Annotated in this window: 19 protein-coding genes; 4 read left to right on the forward strand and 15 right to left on the reverse strand. The window is 63.8% G+C overall.

All coding sequences use genetic code 11. The annotated features are described in order from the left end of the window. Positions 1–31 precede the first annotated feature (31 nt). The 8 genes from CLV78_RS19070 to CLV78_RS19105 form a co-directional block, all read right to left on the reverse strand. Entirely contained in the window at positions 32–937 is a 906-nt protein-coding gene (locus tag CLV78_RS19070; RefSeq protein ID WP_106207016.1) for an esterase-like activity of phytase family protein, read from the reverse strand. Then, on the reverse strand, positions 910–1,803 hold the full coding sequence (mepA, locus tag CLV78_RS19075; RefSeq protein ID WP_106207018.1) for a penicillin-insensitive murein endopeptidase: 894 nt from the start codon (positions 1,801–1,803) through the stop codon (positions 910–912). The genes CLV78_RS19070 and mepA overlap by 28 nt, the downstream gene beginning before the upstream one ends. Continuing rightward, complete coding sequence (locus tag CLV78_RS19080) at positions 1,767–3,140, reverse strand: MFS transporter (protein WP_106207020.1); 1,374 nt, start codon at positions 3,138–3,140, stop codon at positions 1,767–1,769. The genes mepA and CLV78_RS19080 overlap by 37 nt, the downstream gene beginning before the upstream one ends. Before the next feature lie 90 nt (positions 3,141–3,230). Continuing rightward, on the reverse strand, positions 3,231–3,596 hold the full coding sequence (locus CLV78_RS19085) for a hypothetical protein (RefSeq protein WP_146136729.1): 366 nt from the start codon (positions 3,594–3,596) through the stop codon (positions 3,231–3,233). Positions 3,597–3,711: 115 nt separating this feature from the next. Continuing rightward, positions 3,712–4,053, reverse strand: coding sequence for a hypothetical protein (locus tag CLV78_RS19090; RefSeq protein ID WP_106207024.1), 342 nt, complete (start codon positions 4,051–4,053; stop codon positions 3,712–3,714). Positions 4,054–4,092: 39 nt separating this feature from the next. Continuing rightward, a complete protein-coding gene (locus tag CLV78_RS19095) occupies positions 4,093–5,055 on the reverse strand; it encodes a hypothetical protein (protein ID WP_146136730.1) in 963 nt (320 codons plus the stop codon). A gap of 424 nt (positions 5,056–5,479) precedes the next feature. Next, positions 5,480–6,307 carry a 2,3,4,5-tetrahydropyridine-2,6-dicarboxylate N-succinyltransferase gene (dapD, locus tag CLV78_RS19100; protein ID WP_106207028.1) on the reverse strand — a complete coding sequence of 276 codons (828 nt, stop codon included), beginning with the start codon at positions 6,305–6,307 and terminating at the stop codon, positions 5,480–5,482. A gap of 238 nt (positions 6,308–6,545) precedes the next feature. Beyond that, positions 6,546–7,475: a threonine/serine dehydratase gene (locus tag CLV78_RS19105; RefSeq protein WP_106207030.1), complete on the reverse strand. Its 930-nt coding sequence runs from the start codon at positions 7,473–7,475 to the stop codon at positions 6,546–6,548. Positions 7,476–7,541: 66 nt separating this feature from the next. Between CLV78_RS19105 and CLV78_RS19110 the strand changes: the two genes are divergently transcribed. Beyond that, positions 7,542–8,393 carry an LOG family protein gene (locus tag CLV78_RS19110; protein ID WP_106207032.1) on the forward strand — a complete coding sequence of 284 codons (852 nt, stop codon included), beginning with the start codon at positions 7,542–7,544 and terminating at the stop codon, positions 8,391–8,393. A 352-nt stretch (positions 8,394–8,745) separates the two neighbouring features. Next, positions 8,746–9,264 carry an HdeD family acid-resistance protein gene (locus CLV78_RS19115; protein WP_106207034.1) on the forward strand — a complete coding sequence of 173 codons (519 nt, stop codon included), beginning with the start codon at positions 8,746–8,748 and terminating at the stop codon, positions 9,262–9,264. 105 nt (positions 9,265–9,369) lie between these two features. On the opposite strand, the gene CLV78_RS19120 is transcribed toward CLV78_RS19115, so the two are convergent. The 4 genes from CLV78_RS19120 to CLV78_RS19135 form a co-directional block, all read right to left on the reverse strand. Beyond that, positions 9,370–10,089: a DsbA family protein gene (locus tag CLV78_RS19120; protein ID WP_106207036.1), complete on the reverse strand. Its 720-nt coding sequence runs from the start codon at positions 10,087–10,089 to the stop codon at positions 9,370–9,372. A 2-nt stretch (positions 10,090–10,091) separates the two neighbouring features. Continuing rightward, entirely contained in the window at positions 10,092–11,279 is a 1,188-nt protein-coding gene (rlmN, locus tag CLV78_RS19125) for a dual-specificity RNA methyltransferase RlmN (protein WP_106207038.1), read from the reverse strand. A 124-nt stretch (positions 11,280–11,403) separates the two neighbouring features. Next, positions 11,404–11,862: an L-alanine exporter AlaE gene (gene alaE, locus CLV78_RS19130; protein WP_106207040.1), complete on the reverse strand. Its 459-nt coding sequence runs from the start codon at positions 11,860–11,862 to the stop codon at positions 11,404–11,406. A 15-nt stretch (positions 11,863–11,877) separates the two neighbouring features. Then, on the reverse strand, positions 11,878–12,417 hold the full coding sequence (locus tag CLV78_RS19135; protein WP_170111679.1) for an invasion associated locus B family protein: 540 nt from the start codon (positions 12,415–12,417) through the stop codon (positions 11,878–11,880). 168 nt (positions 12,418–12,585) lie between these two features. Here CLV78_RS19135 and CLV78_RS19140 point away from each other — a divergent pair, with 168 nt between their 5' ends. Next, complete coding sequence (locus tag CLV78_RS19140; protein ID WP_106207042.1) at positions 12,586–13,581, forward strand: asparaginase; 996 nt, start codon at positions 12,586–12,588, stop codon at positions 13,579–13,581. Here the strand turns inward: CLV78_RS19140 and CLV78_RS19145 are convergent. From CLV78_RS19145 to CLV78_RS19155, 3 genes are read right to left on the reverse strand one after another with little or no spacing between them, the layout of a single operon-like run. Beyond that, the gene (locus CLV78_RS19145) at positions 13,574–14,158 is read right to left on the reverse strand and encodes a TIGR04282 family arsenosugar biosynthesis glycosyltransferase (RefSeq protein ID WP_245925174.1); all 585 of its coding nucleotides are present in this window, start codon (positions 14,156–14,158) and stop codon (positions 13,574–13,576) included. The genes CLV78_RS19140 and CLV78_RS19145 overlap by 8 nt on opposite strands. Continuing rightward, entirely contained in the window at positions 14,155–15,309 is a 1,155-nt protein-coding gene (gene dapE, locus CLV78_RS19150) for a succinyl-diaminopimelate desuccinylase (protein WP_106207044.1), read from the reverse strand. The genes CLV78_RS19145 and dapE overlap by 4 nt, the downstream gene beginning before the upstream one ends. 45 nt (positions 15,310–15,354) lie before the next feature. Next, entirely contained in the window at positions 15,355–15,915 is a 561-nt protein-coding gene (locus CLV78_RS19155; RefSeq protein WP_106207046.1) for an acyl-CoA thioesterase, read from the reverse strand. A gap of 132 nt (positions 15,916–16,047) precedes the next feature. On the opposite strand from CLV78_RS19155, the gene CLV78_RS19160 reads away from it, so the two are divergent. Beyond that, the gene (locus CLV78_RS19160; RefSeq protein ID WP_106207048.1) at positions 16,048–16,338 is read left to right on the forward strand and encodes a YggT family protein; all 291 of its coding nucleotides are present in this window, start codon (positions 16,048–16,050) and stop codon (positions 16,336–16,338) included. Positions 16,339–16,366 lie beyond the last annotated feature (28 nt).

Consider the following 16,366-nt stretch of genomic DNA (forward strand, 5'->3'; position numbering starts at 1 on the left):
TCGAATACAGGCTTCCGATGCGGCTGGCAAGTCAGTGCGGGAGGATCACCTCGACAACCTCGGTGCGCTGCATGGCGCTGAAATTGTCGTCGGACACCATGACGGCCCGCATATGTCCGTCCCCGTCCTGCCAGATTCCCATCCCCTCAAGGTTGCCGTGCCGGCCCAGCGGACTGCGATACAAAACCCGGCCGCGTTTGACTGGCTCTGCCCCGTCGAGATCAAAGCGGCGGATCTGAGACCGGAACCCGACGCCGACAAACTGGCGTTCAAGCAGGTAGAAACGCCCGTCTGGTCCGAAGTCGGCGCCCACGGCCTTCCAGGAGCCATCCTGTTGCAGCGCAAAGGGCCGGCGCCATTCACCGTGCTCGAAGCGCCAGACGGGAAAGACACCGTTTCGGTTCGGATACTCGGGCAGTGTCAAGATCCTGCCTTGCGGATCGACGGCAAGCGCCTCCAACCCCTTGTTACGGTGCATGCTCCGAAAGGCAGGAGCTTCGGGAAGCCTCTCGGGAGCGGCGCGCCAGTTTTCGTGGCGGCGGACCCGCTGGTAGCCTTCGTAGGAGACATGCAGGCTGCCATCAGCACCGAGGGAGACACCCTCGGCATCATTGATCGAAACCCCGGGGCGCCGGTCCGGCTTATGATCAAGGGTCCGAATCCGCCCGACACGAAGCGCATGGAGCGCACCGTCCTGGCGAAAGAGGATGCCATGGGTCACCCGCGCCCTGTCACTGACGGCCCAGAAATGGCGACCATCGGCCGAAACGTCGATCCCCGACCAGCCGCCGAACGACGACCCGGTCCCGGACCATGCCACGGCACTCACCCCCGGCGGCGCGATTGTCCGCGCCGACAGGCCGGCTGCACCGGCGACTGCAACAACGGCAGCCAGCCCGGCCAGCGCGCTCAGCGCGAGGCCAGAACCGCGCCGCATTGGTTCGGAAGATCCGCCATGGTGAAATCACGCGCATTGCGTTTCTTGGGCGCAGGCTTGGCCGGTTTCGTGGTCTTGGGAGGGTTCAGGTAGTCCGTGACCCACCATTGCAGCGTGGAATCGCACCCAGTGCCCCCCTTCGAAAGCTCCTTCACGCTGGGTTTCTGGGTGACGCAGCCGCTGGCCCCCTTCGGACATTTCAGGCGGACGTGGAAATGGTAGTTGTGGCCGTAGATCGGTCGGATCTTCTGCAACCACTTGCGATCGCTCTTCTTCGCGCTCTTGCAGAACTCGATCTTGACCGGTGGCGTGACAAAGATCCGGTCCACACGAGGATCCTTGGCGGCACGCTTCAGGATCGCTGCGTGGGCGGCCGTCCAGTTGCCGTTCACGCTCTTCTGGCTCTCCGCCCGAACGTTGATCGAGCTGATCGACTCCCGTTGCGACCGGCTGAGCCGCAGGTTGGTTGCCGGGCGCATCCAGATGTCCGCGTCGAGCCCGATCTGGTGCGATTGGTGGCCAGAAGTCATCGGCCCACCGCGCGGTTGCGAGATGTCGCCGATATAGAGGCCCTTCCAACCAATACTCGCGGCATAGGCGGAAAGGTCCTTGATGAAGTCGATCATCACCGGCTGGCCCCAGTTCCGGTTCCGCGACAGGCGCATCGCCTGCCAGGTCGGCCCGGTTTCCGGCAACTGCACATTCCCGGCCGCGCAGCCCTTGGAGTAGAACCCGATGGGTTGCGCCTTGTGCGCCGACGCATTGCTCTTGGCCCCGAACAGCTTGTTGGCTTTCTGCTGGGCAGACACCGGCAGGGCCAGGAGGCCGATCAAGCCGGCGGCGAGGATCGTTCTGGTGATGGACATACTGCTCTCTCCCGTTCGGGTTTCACCCAGTTTAACAACACAATTCCCAACAAAAAAAGGAGAATCAGCGGGGCGATACCGGCCTGTTGGCTATTGGTGAGGTCCGTCACGAGACCGATGGAGAGCGGTGCGAGGAAAGAAGTTGCTTTGCCCGCAAGGGCATAGAGCCCGAAGGCCTGCGTCGTGCGTTCGGGATCACTTTGTCGGCACATCATGGTCCGGCTCGCCGATTGCAACGCTCCGCCGGCGGCACCGATCGCGGCACCCATCACGTAGAAGGTGAGATCCGGCAAAGACGAGTCTGGCTGGACGGGAATCCCGAGCACCGAACTGCGCGAGACGAAGATCACCGCGCAACAGATCGCCGTCAGCACCAGCACACAGAACAGGATCACCGGCTTGGGTCCAAAACGATTGTCCGCCTTGCCGCCGATCCAGGCGAAGAGAGCCGCCGAGACGACCGCAATGATGCCAAAAATGCCCGTGTCGATGACCCCCCAACCCAGGACGCCCGCTGCGTAGAGACCTCCGAAGACGTAGAGCCCGTTCAGGGCGTCGCGATAGAACATGGAGGACGCAAGGAATGCGAAGAGCGACGGGGTCCGGGGCAGCGACTTCAGCGTACCACGCAGTTCCGGCCAGGCATCGCGGACGGCGTTCAGCAGCGGTTCGCCCGCATGTCCACGTGGTTCCTTAACCCAGAGAAAGAAGGGCACCATGAACACGATGTACCAGAGCGCGGTGAACGGACCGACGAAGCGGGTGCCCTCCCGGGCATCGGGATCCAGGCCCAGCGCGGGCGTGAGACCAAGCAGCGTCGTGCCCTCGGCACTCTCTGCGAAGAAGAACAGCATGATCACCAGCGCGACCAGACCGCCCACGTAGCCGAAGGCCCAGCCACTGCCGGAAATGCCGCCGATTTCGTCCGGTCCGCCAAGATCCGGCAGCATCGAATTGGTGAAGATCGTGGCAAATTCCATCCCGACGATCCCCATCGCGAAGAGGACCAGCACGAGAGTGAGGTCGAACCCGCCGGGATCGGCCAGCCAGACGCCGCCCGCGCCCAACACGTAAAGCACGGAAAACACGCGAATCCAGGCAATTCGGTGCCCGCCCTTGTCGGCCATGGCGCCGAGAAACGGCGCCAGCAGCGCGATCACCACGCCGGCGGCGCCCACCGTGTACCCCCATGCCGCCTGCGCGGCGGCACCATCGCTGAACAGTTCCTTGATGTAGGGCGCGAAGATAAAGGTGAGCAGAAGCGTATTGTACGGCTGGCTCGCCCAGTCAAAGAAGAACCAACCCCAGATGCGTTTCCGATGGGCCGCTGATGTCATGCCATGAAGTCCCCGCGCTTGGGTCTTTAGGCATCATTTTCGGCATTCGGGCAAGCCGTTGCTGCGCACCAACTCCGGCATGTGGGGCGATCAGTCGGCGATGCGAACCGTCTTGCGACGGGCTTCCGGCGTGCCGAACGTGGCCTTGTGCAGTTCGGGATTGGCACCGTAGCCGATCTGCCCCTTGAATCGAACCACGCGAGGTCCAGCCTCCGCCGTCGCGGCGGCCTGCGTTGGCGGCGGCACATCCAGTTCGGACTGCGCAGTCATGACCTGCTGCGGATAGTCATTGGGGTTCTGGCCGATGATCGTCAGGAAGGAATCTCCCAACGCAAGAACAAAGGCCTCATGCTGTTCCGGCATCACGTCGGAGCCGTACTTGATGCCGAATGCAAACACGCCGGCAAGAAGTGTCACACTGGCGGCGGATGCCTTTAGAGCGATCAGGGAAGTCATGTCTGCCTCGTATAGGATGCGCATCGTTAGCTTTTCGTAAACGCAAGGCAGGAATGAGGCACCGCGGAGGCAGCCGCGGGAAATTTCACCTGTGTATCAATGGTATCGCCATGATTTAGTCAAAGAATGGATTCATCTGCGCAACGATGACGGAGTTTTCTTCAAGCGCCCGCCGCATGAGGTCGCGTTCTTCGTCCGTGACCTCGTGACCGTCTTCGAGACGTTCCTCCAGCGTGCCGTAGCCGGTCACATCCAGCGGCGCCAGTTCGGCCTGCTTCAGGATCGCAACGGTTTCCCGCACGGCTTCAGCCTCGTCCACGCCGGACGCGTAGCACATCAGCCCGGCGCCCGTGGAGCCTTCGGGCAGGCCATCGCCATCGTGGCGGCCAACCTCAACCAGCAGCGTATAGACCTGCTGCGGGCGTTTCTTCTTTGATGTTTCGGTTTTCTTGCTCATGCCGCCGGCATAGGCGTTCCGCCCACCGCTGCCAAGCCCTCACCCCAATCGGTCGCCGGGGCGGGACTGGCCATAGCTGTCGTCAAGCACCGGCAACAGCGGCTCGGAGCTGGCGTGGCGCGGGCTCACCAGGCGTTCAGGCACCGGAACCCACGCCGGATCGGACTCATAGAGGTACCTCAACCCGGCGAGGATCGCCCGCCCGTCGCGTGGCGGAAGCGCAAGCCAGTCGCGGATCCTTTCCGGCCAGAGCGTGATTGCAAACCAGCCCTCTCCATCGGAAGTGGACAAGGCCTCCGCCAGCAGGACCGCCGCGGCAGCGCGAGCGACGTTGTCCGACCCCGCTGCCAGCGATAGCAGCGGCGCAAAGAGCAGGCTGTCCCCGGTCAATGCCTGCTGCCCGGTCCCGGCCAGCAGCGCCCGCAGATGTGGGCGCGCGAGAGTTGCGTCAACGCCACCTAGACGCGCCGCAACAGCCACCGAAAGCTCGGGTTCCTGCTCTGCCGCAAGTGACCGCAGATCCTTGAGTAGCGGTTCGAGTTCTTCCGAAAGGCGGGGAAGTTCGCTCGCATCCGCCTCGATCCGCACCCTTCCGAGGTCCGACGCAACCAGGTAGCCCTGGAATATCGCGGCTCGGTCGTGGCGGGGAAGCATGGCATATGTGTCGCGGAAAGCCTCCCAATGGCGTGACAGGTTATCCTGCCCGAGACCCATCTGAATGCGGTCGGCCAGCAGGATCGCAGTGGCGCAGGTAAATGCTGCCGCGTTCGTTTCCGGCTGCGACGCGGCGAGAAGAAGCGCATCCGGAAGCCGTGCGTCTTCCCGCCGTTCCAGCCGACAACCCTGCCGCAGGATGACCCGGGCGATGGCCTGGCGGTCGGCGCCACCCTGGCGATCGGCCGGAGGAACATGGTCCGAGATGCCCTTCAGCGCCTCTCCGGATTGCCGCCCGGCGGCGGCTCGCAGATCCATCAGGGCCTGCATTGCTCTGAAACCGAGCATGGGGACTTCGGATACCAACATATTCTTGAAAATGCCGGTAAATTTCGCCGGAATATGGGCGATGGGGCGGGTGAATGTGGGCATTTCCTGCGGTCGACCACCAGTTGGCCACCATTCGGAAACAATTGCGCCCTTTCGCCCAATCCGTGCCGGATCAACACCACATTCATTGATGTCCGCGAACAAGGCCGCACGAAATCCGCGCAGCCCGAAGTGCAGCTTTGATCCGATGGCGGCGAGGCGGCATGGATGAATGCGATCTGGCGCGCAAACAGTCTGCGCCAAAGACCTGTGGGAATCGGTGGGGCCCGTTGGGCAGGTATCGTGGACCTCTGCGCCTGCCGGATGCGCCTGAAGCGCAGGCCTCAGGGGCGCAGGACCCTGCGCCTCCGGCCTGCAGGTTCTTTCCCTTAAGGGCCCGCTATCAGTCGCGCAGCAACTCGTTGATTCCGGTTTTGGAACGCGTCTGCGCATCCACACGCTTCACGATCACCGCGCAATAGAGGTTGATTCCGTTCTTCGAAGGCATCGAGCCGGAAACGACAACCGAGTAGGGCGGCACCTCGCCATAGGTGACTTCGCCGGTGTCCCGGTCGACGATCTTGGTGGACTTGCCGATAAAGACCCCCATGCCCAGAACCGAACCTTCGCGGACAATGCAGCCCTCGACGACCTCGGAACGGGCGCCGATGAAGCAATTGTCCTCGATGATGGTCGGGCCGGCTTGCATGGGCTCCAGGACACCGCCAATGCCGACACCGCCGGACAGGTGCACGTTCTTGCCGATCTGCGCGCAGGAGCCGACGGTGGCCCAGGTATCGACCATGGTGCCTTCGTCGACATAAGCGCCAAGGTTCACGAAGGACGGCATCAACACAACGTTCGGCGCGATGAAGGCGGATTTGCGAACGATACAGTTCGGCACGGCACGGAAGCCCGCGGCGCCCCATTCATTGTCGCCCCAGCCCTTGAACTTGCTGTCAACCTTGTCCCACCAATGGCCACCCTGCGGGCCACCGTCCTGCTGCTCCATGTTCTTGACCCGGAAGCCCAGCAGCACAGCCTTCTTGGCCCATTGGTTCACATGCCAGGAGCCGTCCTCGCGCTTTTCGGCAACACGCAATCCGCCGGTGTCGAGCGCGTTGAGCGTGTCCTCGATCGCTTCCAGCGTCTCTCCACCGGTGTGGGGATTGATCGTGTCGCGGATCTCCCAGGCGGCTTCGATGGCGGCTTCGAGCTGTTGGATCGACATGGTGTGGCATTCCCTTTCGTGACGTCTCGGGCGCGTCTAGCAGATATTGGACACATTGCAACGCACCGAGCGCGGCCATTCGCGGAACGCCCAAGGCCAAGCACCGCCGTTCAGGTCCTTTGATACGCCTGCGAAATGCGATTCCGCTCAACCCTGTCGGCGGTATCAACGCATGTGCCCGGCGCGACCGGAAATGCCGTTTGCAAAGCCACCGGCGAGAGACCGGTGACAGGCCCATTCAGCCCAACGGATCGGGCGCCGGGTTCGCACCGCAGACCAGCACGGCAAGGCGCTCCCCCGGTTCGGGCACGTAGGCGCCGCTGGTCAGTGCCGCGAGCGCCGTCGCACCGGCAGGCTCGACCAGTTGGCGCAGGTCCTGCCAGAGCAGCCGGCGCGCATCCCTGATGGCATCGTCCGGCACCGTCAGGGTCGCGATGTCATGCTCACGCGCAAGGTCGTAGCAGATACGTCCGATCTTTCTGGCCCCGAGGGCGTTTGCGGCGATCCCGCTGACGTCGATCTCCGCCTCCGGACCGGACCGCAGCGCGGTGGCAAGGGTCGCACAGCCCTCCGATTCCACGGCGACAACCCGCCGCGCCCCCTGCAACCAGGCGATCGCCCCCGCAATTAGGCCACCACCGCCGACGGCAATCAGAACCGTGTCGGCCTCCAGCCCCTGCGCTTCCCATTCGCGGAGCAAGGTGCCCTGCCCTTCGACCGTCGCCGTCGCATCATAGGCGTGTACCTGCATCGCACCTGTTTCCGCTTCCCAGGCACGTGCCGCCTCCATCGCGTTGGAATAGGCACCGGGCACGACAACAAGGTCGGCCCCCGTCCGCTGGATCAGCGCGATCTTGGCCTCCCCGGCCATTTCCGGCACGTAGATCCGCGCCCGATGCCCGAGCCGCCCGGCCGCATAGGCCACCGCCGCGCCATGATTTCCGCCAGAGGCAGCCACGAGCCCCGCCGTGGGAACGGGCTGCGACAGCAATGTGTTGAAGGCGCCGCGCGCCTTGAAGCTGCCAGTGTGCTGCATCTGCTCCAGCTTCACCTCCAACGGCTGTGCCAACCCGAATGCACGGGTCCGGATCACCGGCGTCCGCAACACATGCCCCGCGATGCGCTCTGCGGCCGTGTCGATCCGCTCTTTCCAACTGTCCGTGTGCATTTGGCTTCCCTCTCCGCGCGAGGCGGTCTAGCGTCGGAAGACCGTCAAACCACAGGTGGACGCCCGATGAAAGACGATCCCTCCAACCGCTCCTTCCGAGATGCCCACGAAGATATTCGCACATGCTCCGAGGTGCCTGACACACCGCAGACCAGCTCCCCGGCATACCGCCTCGCGTATGACGATCAGGAGTTCCTGCTACGTGACCAGTTGCGCCCGGTCCGGCTGCAACTGGAATTGCTGAAGCCCGAGATCATGATGTCAGAGCAGGGCGTTGAGTCCACCATCGTCCTGTTCGGCGGTGCCCGCATCAAGCCACCGGAGGAGGCCCACGAGGCCGACACGCCGGAGATGGCCGCCATGAGCACCTACTACGAAGAAGCGCGCAGCTTCGCCCGGATCATGACAGAGCGTTCGATCGCGCAGAGCAACGGACGGGAGAACATCATCGTCACCGGCGGCGGACCCGGCGTGATGGAGGCCGGCAACCGCGGCGCGGCGGATGCCGGCGGCAAGTCCATCGGTCTCAATATCGTTTTGCCGCACGAGCAGGCGCCCAATGCCTATGTCACGCCTGAGCTCTGCTTCAACTTCCACTACTTCGGTATCCGGAAGATGCACTTCCTGATGCGAGCCGCCGCCATTGCGATCTTCCCCGGCGGCTTTGGTACCATGGACGAGCTTTTCGAAGCACTGACGCTGGTCCAGACCGGGCGGATGCGCCAGGTACCGTTTCTGCTCTTTGGACGCGCGTTCTGGGAGCGGGTCATCGACTTCGAGGCGCTGGCAGAGGTGGGCACGATCAGCCCGGAGGATCTCGACCTCTTCAAGATTGTGGAGACTGCCGAAGAAGCGGTGGCGGCCATCGATGCGTGGGAAGGCGTTGGCGTCAAACGCGGAGTCGTACCGGGACGATAGCGAGGCCACGATGCCGGGGAGAGCCAATCCTGTGCCGCCCGCAAGGCAGGCCGGAAGAATGTTGTTCGCTCCTTCGGGCCGCAGAACAGACCGTGGGACCCGGGACTGCAAGAGATGGCGCGACCTTTGCACGAGTAGTCGGGAGGTCGCCGTTAGGCTTACCCACGCGCTCCCGGGCTCAACGGTCCGGAATTGCGGAATGTGGGCGCCTTCGGTCATTCGGGGACACCCCGATCCGGACAGACACTGCAAAAAAGCGATCCGACTTCCTGATAGGGGATAGAAAAACCCTTCGGACTCCCTAAGTTCGGTTGGCAGACGCATTTTTTGCAAATGATCAAGGATAGATCTCGTGACCAACCGCATCCTTTGGGTTCTCATGGCGCTCGTCGCCATCGTCGGGGGCGTGTTCGCTCTTGCAAATCCCTTCGCCGCCTCGATTGCAGCCACTGTCATTGCCGCCTGGATGTTCATCATCATGGGCGCCATTCAGGTCTTCGCCGGGTTCCGCGCCCAGGGCACCGGCGCCAAGATCTGGTCGATCCTGCTCGGGCTGCTCTCGGTCGTGCTCGGGATCATGATCCTCGGCAAGCCGCTACAGGGCATGGTCGCACTCACCACCGTCGTTGCCGCGATGTTTCTCGCCGGCGGTGTATTCAAGGCGATCCTCTCGTTCAGCCTCGCCGACAAGCGCTTCTTCTGGATGGTGCTGTTGTCCGGCATCGCCTCCATCGTGCTCGGCGTGATGATCTTCGCCAATTTCCCGCTCTCTGCTGCGACCTCGCTCGGCATCCTGCTCGGTGTGGAACTGCTCTTTGACGGGGTGTCCGCGCTCGCGCTGGCCTTCTCCTCTGATGGTGAAGAAGCGTAGACGTCTGCGCCGGAAAGTCCTCCATCGGGAACGCCGTCCGATTGGGCGGCGTTCTCTGTTTGGTCGGGTCAGATTCCCTTCACGGACAGCCTTCGGGCCACGAGGTCAGCCCCTCGCCGGGGACTGAGCTTCGCGCGCCACCAGCGCGCGAAGATCCGATTGACGGAGATTGCCCAACACGAGAACCCGCCCCACGACCAGCGCTGGCGTGCCATGGATCCCAAAGAGCTGAGCCAAGCCCGCACTTTCGGCGAGCGCGTTCTGAACGGAGGCGCCGTACATGTCCGACAGGAGCCGGTCGGCATCGAGTCCCAGTTCGCTGGAGATTTCACGAAGGTAGGCCGCATTGGGTTGGAAGCGGCTGGACATCAACCGTGTGTGCATGGCCAGGTAGCGCCCCTGCAAACGGGCAGCAAGCGCCGCGCGGGCTCCCTCCACGGAGCCCGGTCCCAGCAGGGGCAGTTCGTGCCAGGTGATGTCGATCCCGCCTGACGAAGCCTCGGATTGCAGCAGGCGCGACACCGCGCGGCAATAGGGGCAATTGTAGTCGGAGAAAGAAGCAACCGGCACTGCGCCCTCGTCGAGCGGCTGAAACAATCGCGCGAGATCCCCCGGGGGCGGTTCGGTCGCATCCTCAAGGCCGAAGAAAGGGTCCGGCAACCGGCCCGTCACGTTGCCGGCCTTGAGCGAGTAGAACCCAGGCACCCGGGGATGCGGCGCGATATCCATCCCGTCGCCGCGTCGCCGCAAGAGACCCGAGACGGTGCCGGCCATGATCGCCCCGCCAGCAACGAGCCCCAGCGCCTTGCGCCGCGAGCTCGGCACGGTCAGCCGCCCAACCCGGCCTCGGCCGCGACCTGGGCACGGCTCTTGCGGGCGCGTTCGGTCGCGGATTTGAGCTGTCCGCAAGCCGCCATGATATCCTCGCCGCGTGGCGTGCGGATCGGGCTGGCGTATCCAGCCTTGTAGATAATATCCGCGAAGCTCTCGATCCGGTCCCAGTCGGAACGTTCATAGGGCGACCCGGGCCATTCGTTGAACGGGATCAGGTTGATCTTCGCCGGAATGCCCGCGATCAGCTTCACCAGCCTCCGTGCATCCTCGTCACTGTCATTCACGTCCTTCAACATCACGTATTCAAACGTGATCCGCTCGGAATTCGACAGCCGGGGATAGTCCCGCAACGCGGACAGCAGCGCCTCGATGTTCCACTTCTTGTTGATCGGCACCAGCTTGTCGCGCACGTCATCGGTCGTCGCGTGGAAGCTGATCGCCAGAAGGCAGCCGATCTCTTCGGCGGTCTTGGCGATCTCGGACACGATCCCGCTGGTCGAAAGCGTGATCCGGCGGCGGCTCAGGCTGATGCCCTCGCCATCCATCACGATCTGCATCGCATCCCGCACCGCATCGAAATTGTAGAGCGGTTCACCCATGCCCATCAACACGACGTTGGACAGCAGTCGCGTCTCGTCCTTCGGATGCCGCCCGGGTTCGGGCCATTCACCCAGATCGTCACGGGCCAACATGACCTGTCCGACAATCTCGCCCGCTGTAAGGTTGCGTACCAACCGTTGCGTGCCGGTGTGGCAGAAGGAGCAGGTCAGCGTGCAGCCAACCTGGCTGGAAATGCACAGCGTGCCGCGGCCCTCTTCCGGGATGTAGACCATCTCGACCTCGTGCCCTCCGGCGATCCGCAACAGGTACTTGCGCGTTCCGTCGACGCTAACCTGCCGGGACACCACTTCGGGCACCTCGATCACGAACCGTTCCGAAAGCTCCGCCCGGTATGCCTTCCCGAGGTTCGTCATCTCCTCGAAGCTGCGCACACCTTTCTGATAGATCCACTGCCAGATCTGGTCGACGCGCATCTTTGCCTTCTTTTCGGGCGTGCCGGCATCGATCAAGGTCTCTCGCAATTGCGCACGGGTAAGCCCGACGAGATTGATCCGGTCGGCTTCGGGCAGCTTGCGGGAAATGGTCACAACGTCCTGCGTGATGGGCGCGCTGGCGGTCATAGTCGTATCCTTCGGGGTTGAGGCCCCGATATACATACCCCTGCGCCGTTTTCCAAGCCCACGGAGCCGCAACCACCGCTCGGGCCGCTTGCCTCCTCATGGATCCGAACCCGGACGGGCGGCCCTAGGGATCCTCCCTCGCCGCAAGCCCCGGACGCTCAAGGGCCGGCACTCCCATCACGGTGCGCACCAGATCGAGGTACATCCCGAAAACCCGGCCCAACGCCATCGTCAACACGATCGCACTGACGACGGCCACGCCAACCTCCGACCAGCTTGCTCCGGCCATCCTCAGCAGGACAACATAGACAGGCATCTTGAAGGAGGCGAATGCCAGGGTATCGACACAGAATCGTGCCAGCCGCCCCGGGATTCCACGCATGCCCAACGCGCCGCTGAAGCGCATGACCGCGTCACGATAGAGGCCATAGGGGCGGGACGTCACCAGGTTGGCGGGGATGGCGCCAGCGCGGGTTGCGAGCACCTGCAACGGTGTCATCCCGACTATAAACAGCTCGGAACAAGCGCCGAAGAAGGTCGTGAACGTGATCATTGCGACCGTGTCGGCAAGGATACGGCGCATGATCGCCCTGCCGCTCTAGCGCGCGCAGCGTTTCTCGGCTTCTTCCATGGCGGCGGTAAATCCCATGAGCGAGAACGTGTCCGCTGTCTGTGTGCCGCGGGTCGATCGGGCGATCAACGTGGCTTCCGCGCCGCGCTTCAGGGCCGTCACCAGCTTCGCGTCATCATCGGCGGAGGCGGGCCAGGCCCACTCACCCTCCGTGAAAAGCTCGAACTTGTTGGTGCCGACTTCCACGGTCACCGTCGACCCGCCAGCGAAGGGATAGCCGCCCGTGAAGGACACCTCTCCCGCAGCGCCGGCGCCGGGGCGGAAGGTCACGAACAGGAGTATATCCCCACGCGTCACCGAGACCGGCTTGCCGTCGCGGGTGTTCACCGTTTCCTTGGGCGATGACACGCCCCAGCATTCTGTCGGGTTATCCTCGACAAACACGCTCCAGTCGGTCTTTGCGGCCACCCGGTTGCTTGACGCCTCGTCGGCGTCTTGTGCCACGAGGGGCGCTCCGGCGAAGAGAATGGAACCGGTCACAATGCCAGCTTTGATCCAAGGGGTCATTCGTGTCACAGCCTCCAGCTGCCTCTGCCTCATGTTAGCCGCTTGCGGCCCGTTGTCGGACTCTCCAAAAAGCGGATCGGATTTCAACCTGCTGCGGCACATGGTAACGCAACTGTGCCGGCCGGGTGAACCCCTTCCGGCGGAAATTTGCCGGGGAGTAGCGAGAACATGACCGCAAGCGAAATGGTGGAACTCTGGCGCGGACCGATCCGCGAATCGGTGCATCGCGGACATGCCGTGGTCTGCGACGCCTCCGGAGGCATCGTCGAAGCCTGGGGCGACGCGGGCAAGATTGTCCTGCCACGCTCCTCTGCCAAGATGATCCAGGCCCTGCCGTTGATCGAAAGCGGCGCTGCGGATGCCTTTGGACTGACGACCGAACAGCTCGCGCTGGCCTGTGCCAGCCACAACGGCGCAGCGATCCACACCGATCGAGTCAATGCCTGGCTGGCCGATCTTGGATTCGGTGACGAAGACCTGCGCTGCGGCTCGCAAGACCCCGCCGATCCGGAGGCCCACAAACACACGCTCTGCACCGGAGACGGCCCCTGCCAGGTGCACAACAACTGCTCCGGAAAGCACACCGGCTTCCTGACACTTGGCAAGCATCTCCGCACCGGCCCGGACTACATTGCGCCAGATCACCCGGTTCAACGTGCGGTTCTTGCCGCGTTCGAAGAAGTGACAGCAGAGACGTCGCCGGGATTCGGTATCGATGGCTGCTCTGCCCCAAACCACGCCTGTTCGCTCGTTGGCATCGCCCGCGCCATGGCCAGCTTCGCTGCCGCGCGCGAAGGTCAGGGCGCCCGGCAAACGGCACAGGCCCGGCTTGTGCAGGCAATGGTGGCCCATCCCGACCTTGTCGCGGGCGAGGGTCGCGCCTGCACCGAGCTCATGCGTGCCATGGGCGGTGCCGCCGCGATCAAGACCGGGGCAGAGGCCTTTTTCGTTGCGATCCTGCCCGAGCAGGGTCTCGGTGTTGCGCTGAAGATCGAAGACGGCGGCACACGGGCCGCAGATGCCGCCATCGCCGCGATCCTGGTCAAGCTTGGCGTGCTCGACCCCGCCCATCCCGCGACCACCAAGTTCCTGAATCCTCCGATTCTGAGCCGGTCAGGATTGCATGCAGGGGAGCTGCGGGCGGTTCCGGGCGTCTTTACCTGAGCGCAGCAAGGTCCGCGGCAGTGTCGACATCCTGCAAGGTGGCCGCCCGCGCCAGCCGCAAGCCGCGCAGCCGCGCGATCGTATCCGCCATGGCATGGGGCGAAGACCATCGCACGCCGTCAAGAACGCCCGAAGGCACGCTTCGGGTGCGCTTCAGCCCGATCATCCAGTAGCCCCCGTCCGGTGCCGGTCCGATCACACCGTCGCCCGCGTCAAGCGCCTGAAACCCGGACGCGATGTGCGAGCGGGTGATCCCGGGAATATCCGCACCGATGATCATTACCGGCCCGGGCGGCGCCTGCCGCAGCAACCGAACCATTCGCGCGCCGAGATCTCCCTTGCCCTGTGCGATTCGCGGCAAATGCCCGGGCCAGATCCGCGACGTGATCACTGTAACATCCGGTGACACCGCAAGGGCCAGACGCCAGCGTGGGTCCTCCAGCCGGCGGATCAGCGACATTGCCTGGCGCCGGAACCACCAGGCCGCCGGGACCATGCCGATCTCCCGCCCGAGCCGTGTCTTTACCCGCCCGGGGTGTGGCTCCTTCAGCATCACGATCAGCTGACGCTGCCTCATCCGGCGAAATACCCGGCGAGGATCCGGGAATACACCGCCTTGAGCTGACCGATCTGTGCGATCTCCACCCGCTCGTCCACCTGGTGCATGGTTTTCCCGACGAGGCCGAACTCCACAACCGGGCAGTGATCCTTGACGAAGCGCGCGTCGGACGTCCCACCCGACGTAGACAGGCCCGGCCGCACGCCGGTCTCCGCCTCAACGGCCTCGGCCACTAGCGCCGACAATGGCCCCGGCGGGGTCAGGAAACTCTCACCGGAGACCTTGACCTCCATGCCGATGTCGACGCCCGTGGCCTCCGCGACGGCACTGGCTTCCGTGCGCAGCCATTCGGTGAGCGATGCACCGCTGTGGAGGTCGTTGAACCGGATGTTGACGGTCATACGTGCTTCGGCGGGAATGACATTTGTCGCGCCATTGCCCACGTCGATCGTGGTCAGCGCGAGTGTCGACGGGTCAAAATGGTCCGTCCCGGCGTCCAGCTTGTGTGCCGACAGGCGCGCGCCAAGCTGCGCGATGGCATGAACCGGATTTCTTGCTCGGTGCGGGTAGGCAACGTGTCCCTGTTCGCCTCGCGCGGTGAACCAGGCCGAGATCGACCCGCGTCGCCCGATCTTCATCATCTCGCCCATCCGGTCCGGGCAGGTCGGCTCGCCGACGAGGCAAACGGACATGGCCTCACCATCGTCCACCATCCAGTCGAGCAGCGCCACGGTGCCGTCGGTCGCGTCGCCCTCCTCGTCCCCGGTGATGGTCAGGAGGATCGCGCCATCCGGCGGAGTCCTGCGCACGAAGTCCACCGCTGCCGCCACGAAGGCCGCGACACCGGATTTCATGTCCGTGGCGCCCCGGCCCCAAAGAAACCCGTCCTTCCGCTCTGCTCCGAACGGCGCAACGCTCCAGTTTGCCTCGTGCCCCACTGGCACGACGTCGGTGTGCCCGTTGAAGCCAAAGCTATTCTCGTGCCCTTTCGCCCCCCAGCGCGCAAAGAGGTTCGGGGTACCATTCCGATCCACCCGCGCACATTCGAAGCCCGCGCCCGAAAGCAATGCTTCGAGCAACACGAGCGCGCCGCCTTCTTCCGGCGTCACGGAGGGGCAGCGGATCAGTTCGGCTGTCAGGTCAACGGGATCGATTGGGGCGTGGGACATGGAGGCTCCGTCGGCAAGTGCCCAAACGGCCTACCCGCTTTGCCTTCAGGCCGCAATCGTGGCTGGCAAAGCATTGTCCTGCATCGGCGGCCACGGGCGGTGCGCTTCAGCGTCGATCCACGTGAGCACCCAATCGGGAAGGGGCGGGCTTTCACCAGAATGACGAATCGCAGCGGCGACCTTTTCCGTCCGCACGAGCCCGTCGCGATCGGTGATCGCCATGCGCAGAAGCCCGTGCGACGTGCATTCACCCTGCCGCCACATCGCCTGCTCGGCGTAGAAGAACTTGTCGTCCCAGCCGATCAACCGGCTGCGCAACTCGTAGCGGTCGAACATCCGGACCCGCTTGCGATACCGCATGGAGGACCCGGCAACCGTGCCGCCCCACCTGTTTGCCTTCATGATTGGAACCGCGCCGATCCGCTGGAACAGGACGACCCGGCCGAGATCGTAGAGCGTCAGCGTCCGGCCGTTGTTCAACTCCATCCAGATATCGATGTCCCAAGGCCAGCAAACATGTGTTGCGACATGCGTCCCCGTCAGCGGGAGCGGTTCGGCCTTGCGGTGGCGGAAAAGTTCCTTGACCAGGCGAAAAATGGGGTACATCGGCGGCGTCCTTTCACGCCCCCTCAACCGAATGTTTACGTTCGCGTCAATAAGAACATTGCGGCACATGGTTGCGCCGCACGGCGCCCGGCCTTACATCCTTGCGCACCAAAGCCCGGAGCCAAAAAACCGATGTTCGCGATCCTTCAAATTGTCGACCTGATTCTCAGCGTCTGTTTCTTCATCATGATCGCCCACATCATCATGAGCTGGCTGCTGAACTTCAACGTTCTGAACTACAACCAACCGATGGTGCGCGGCATCTGGGACGGCCTGACCAAGCTGCTGGAACCGGTGTACCAGCCGATCCGGCGCATCCTGCCCGACACCCGCCCATTGGACCTCGCTCCGCTGGTGGCGTTTGTCATCCTGATCGCGGCCCGCGATATCATCCTGCCGAGCCTCGCGCGCTCGTTCTACTGACAGTTGCATCCACGGATGCGGTCTTGTT

This window comes from Aliiruegeria haliotis, assembly GCF_003003255.1.
Classification (GTDB): Bacteria; Pseudomonadota; Alphaproteobacteria; order Rhodobacterales; family Rhodobacteraceae; genus Tropicimonas; species Tropicimonas haliotis.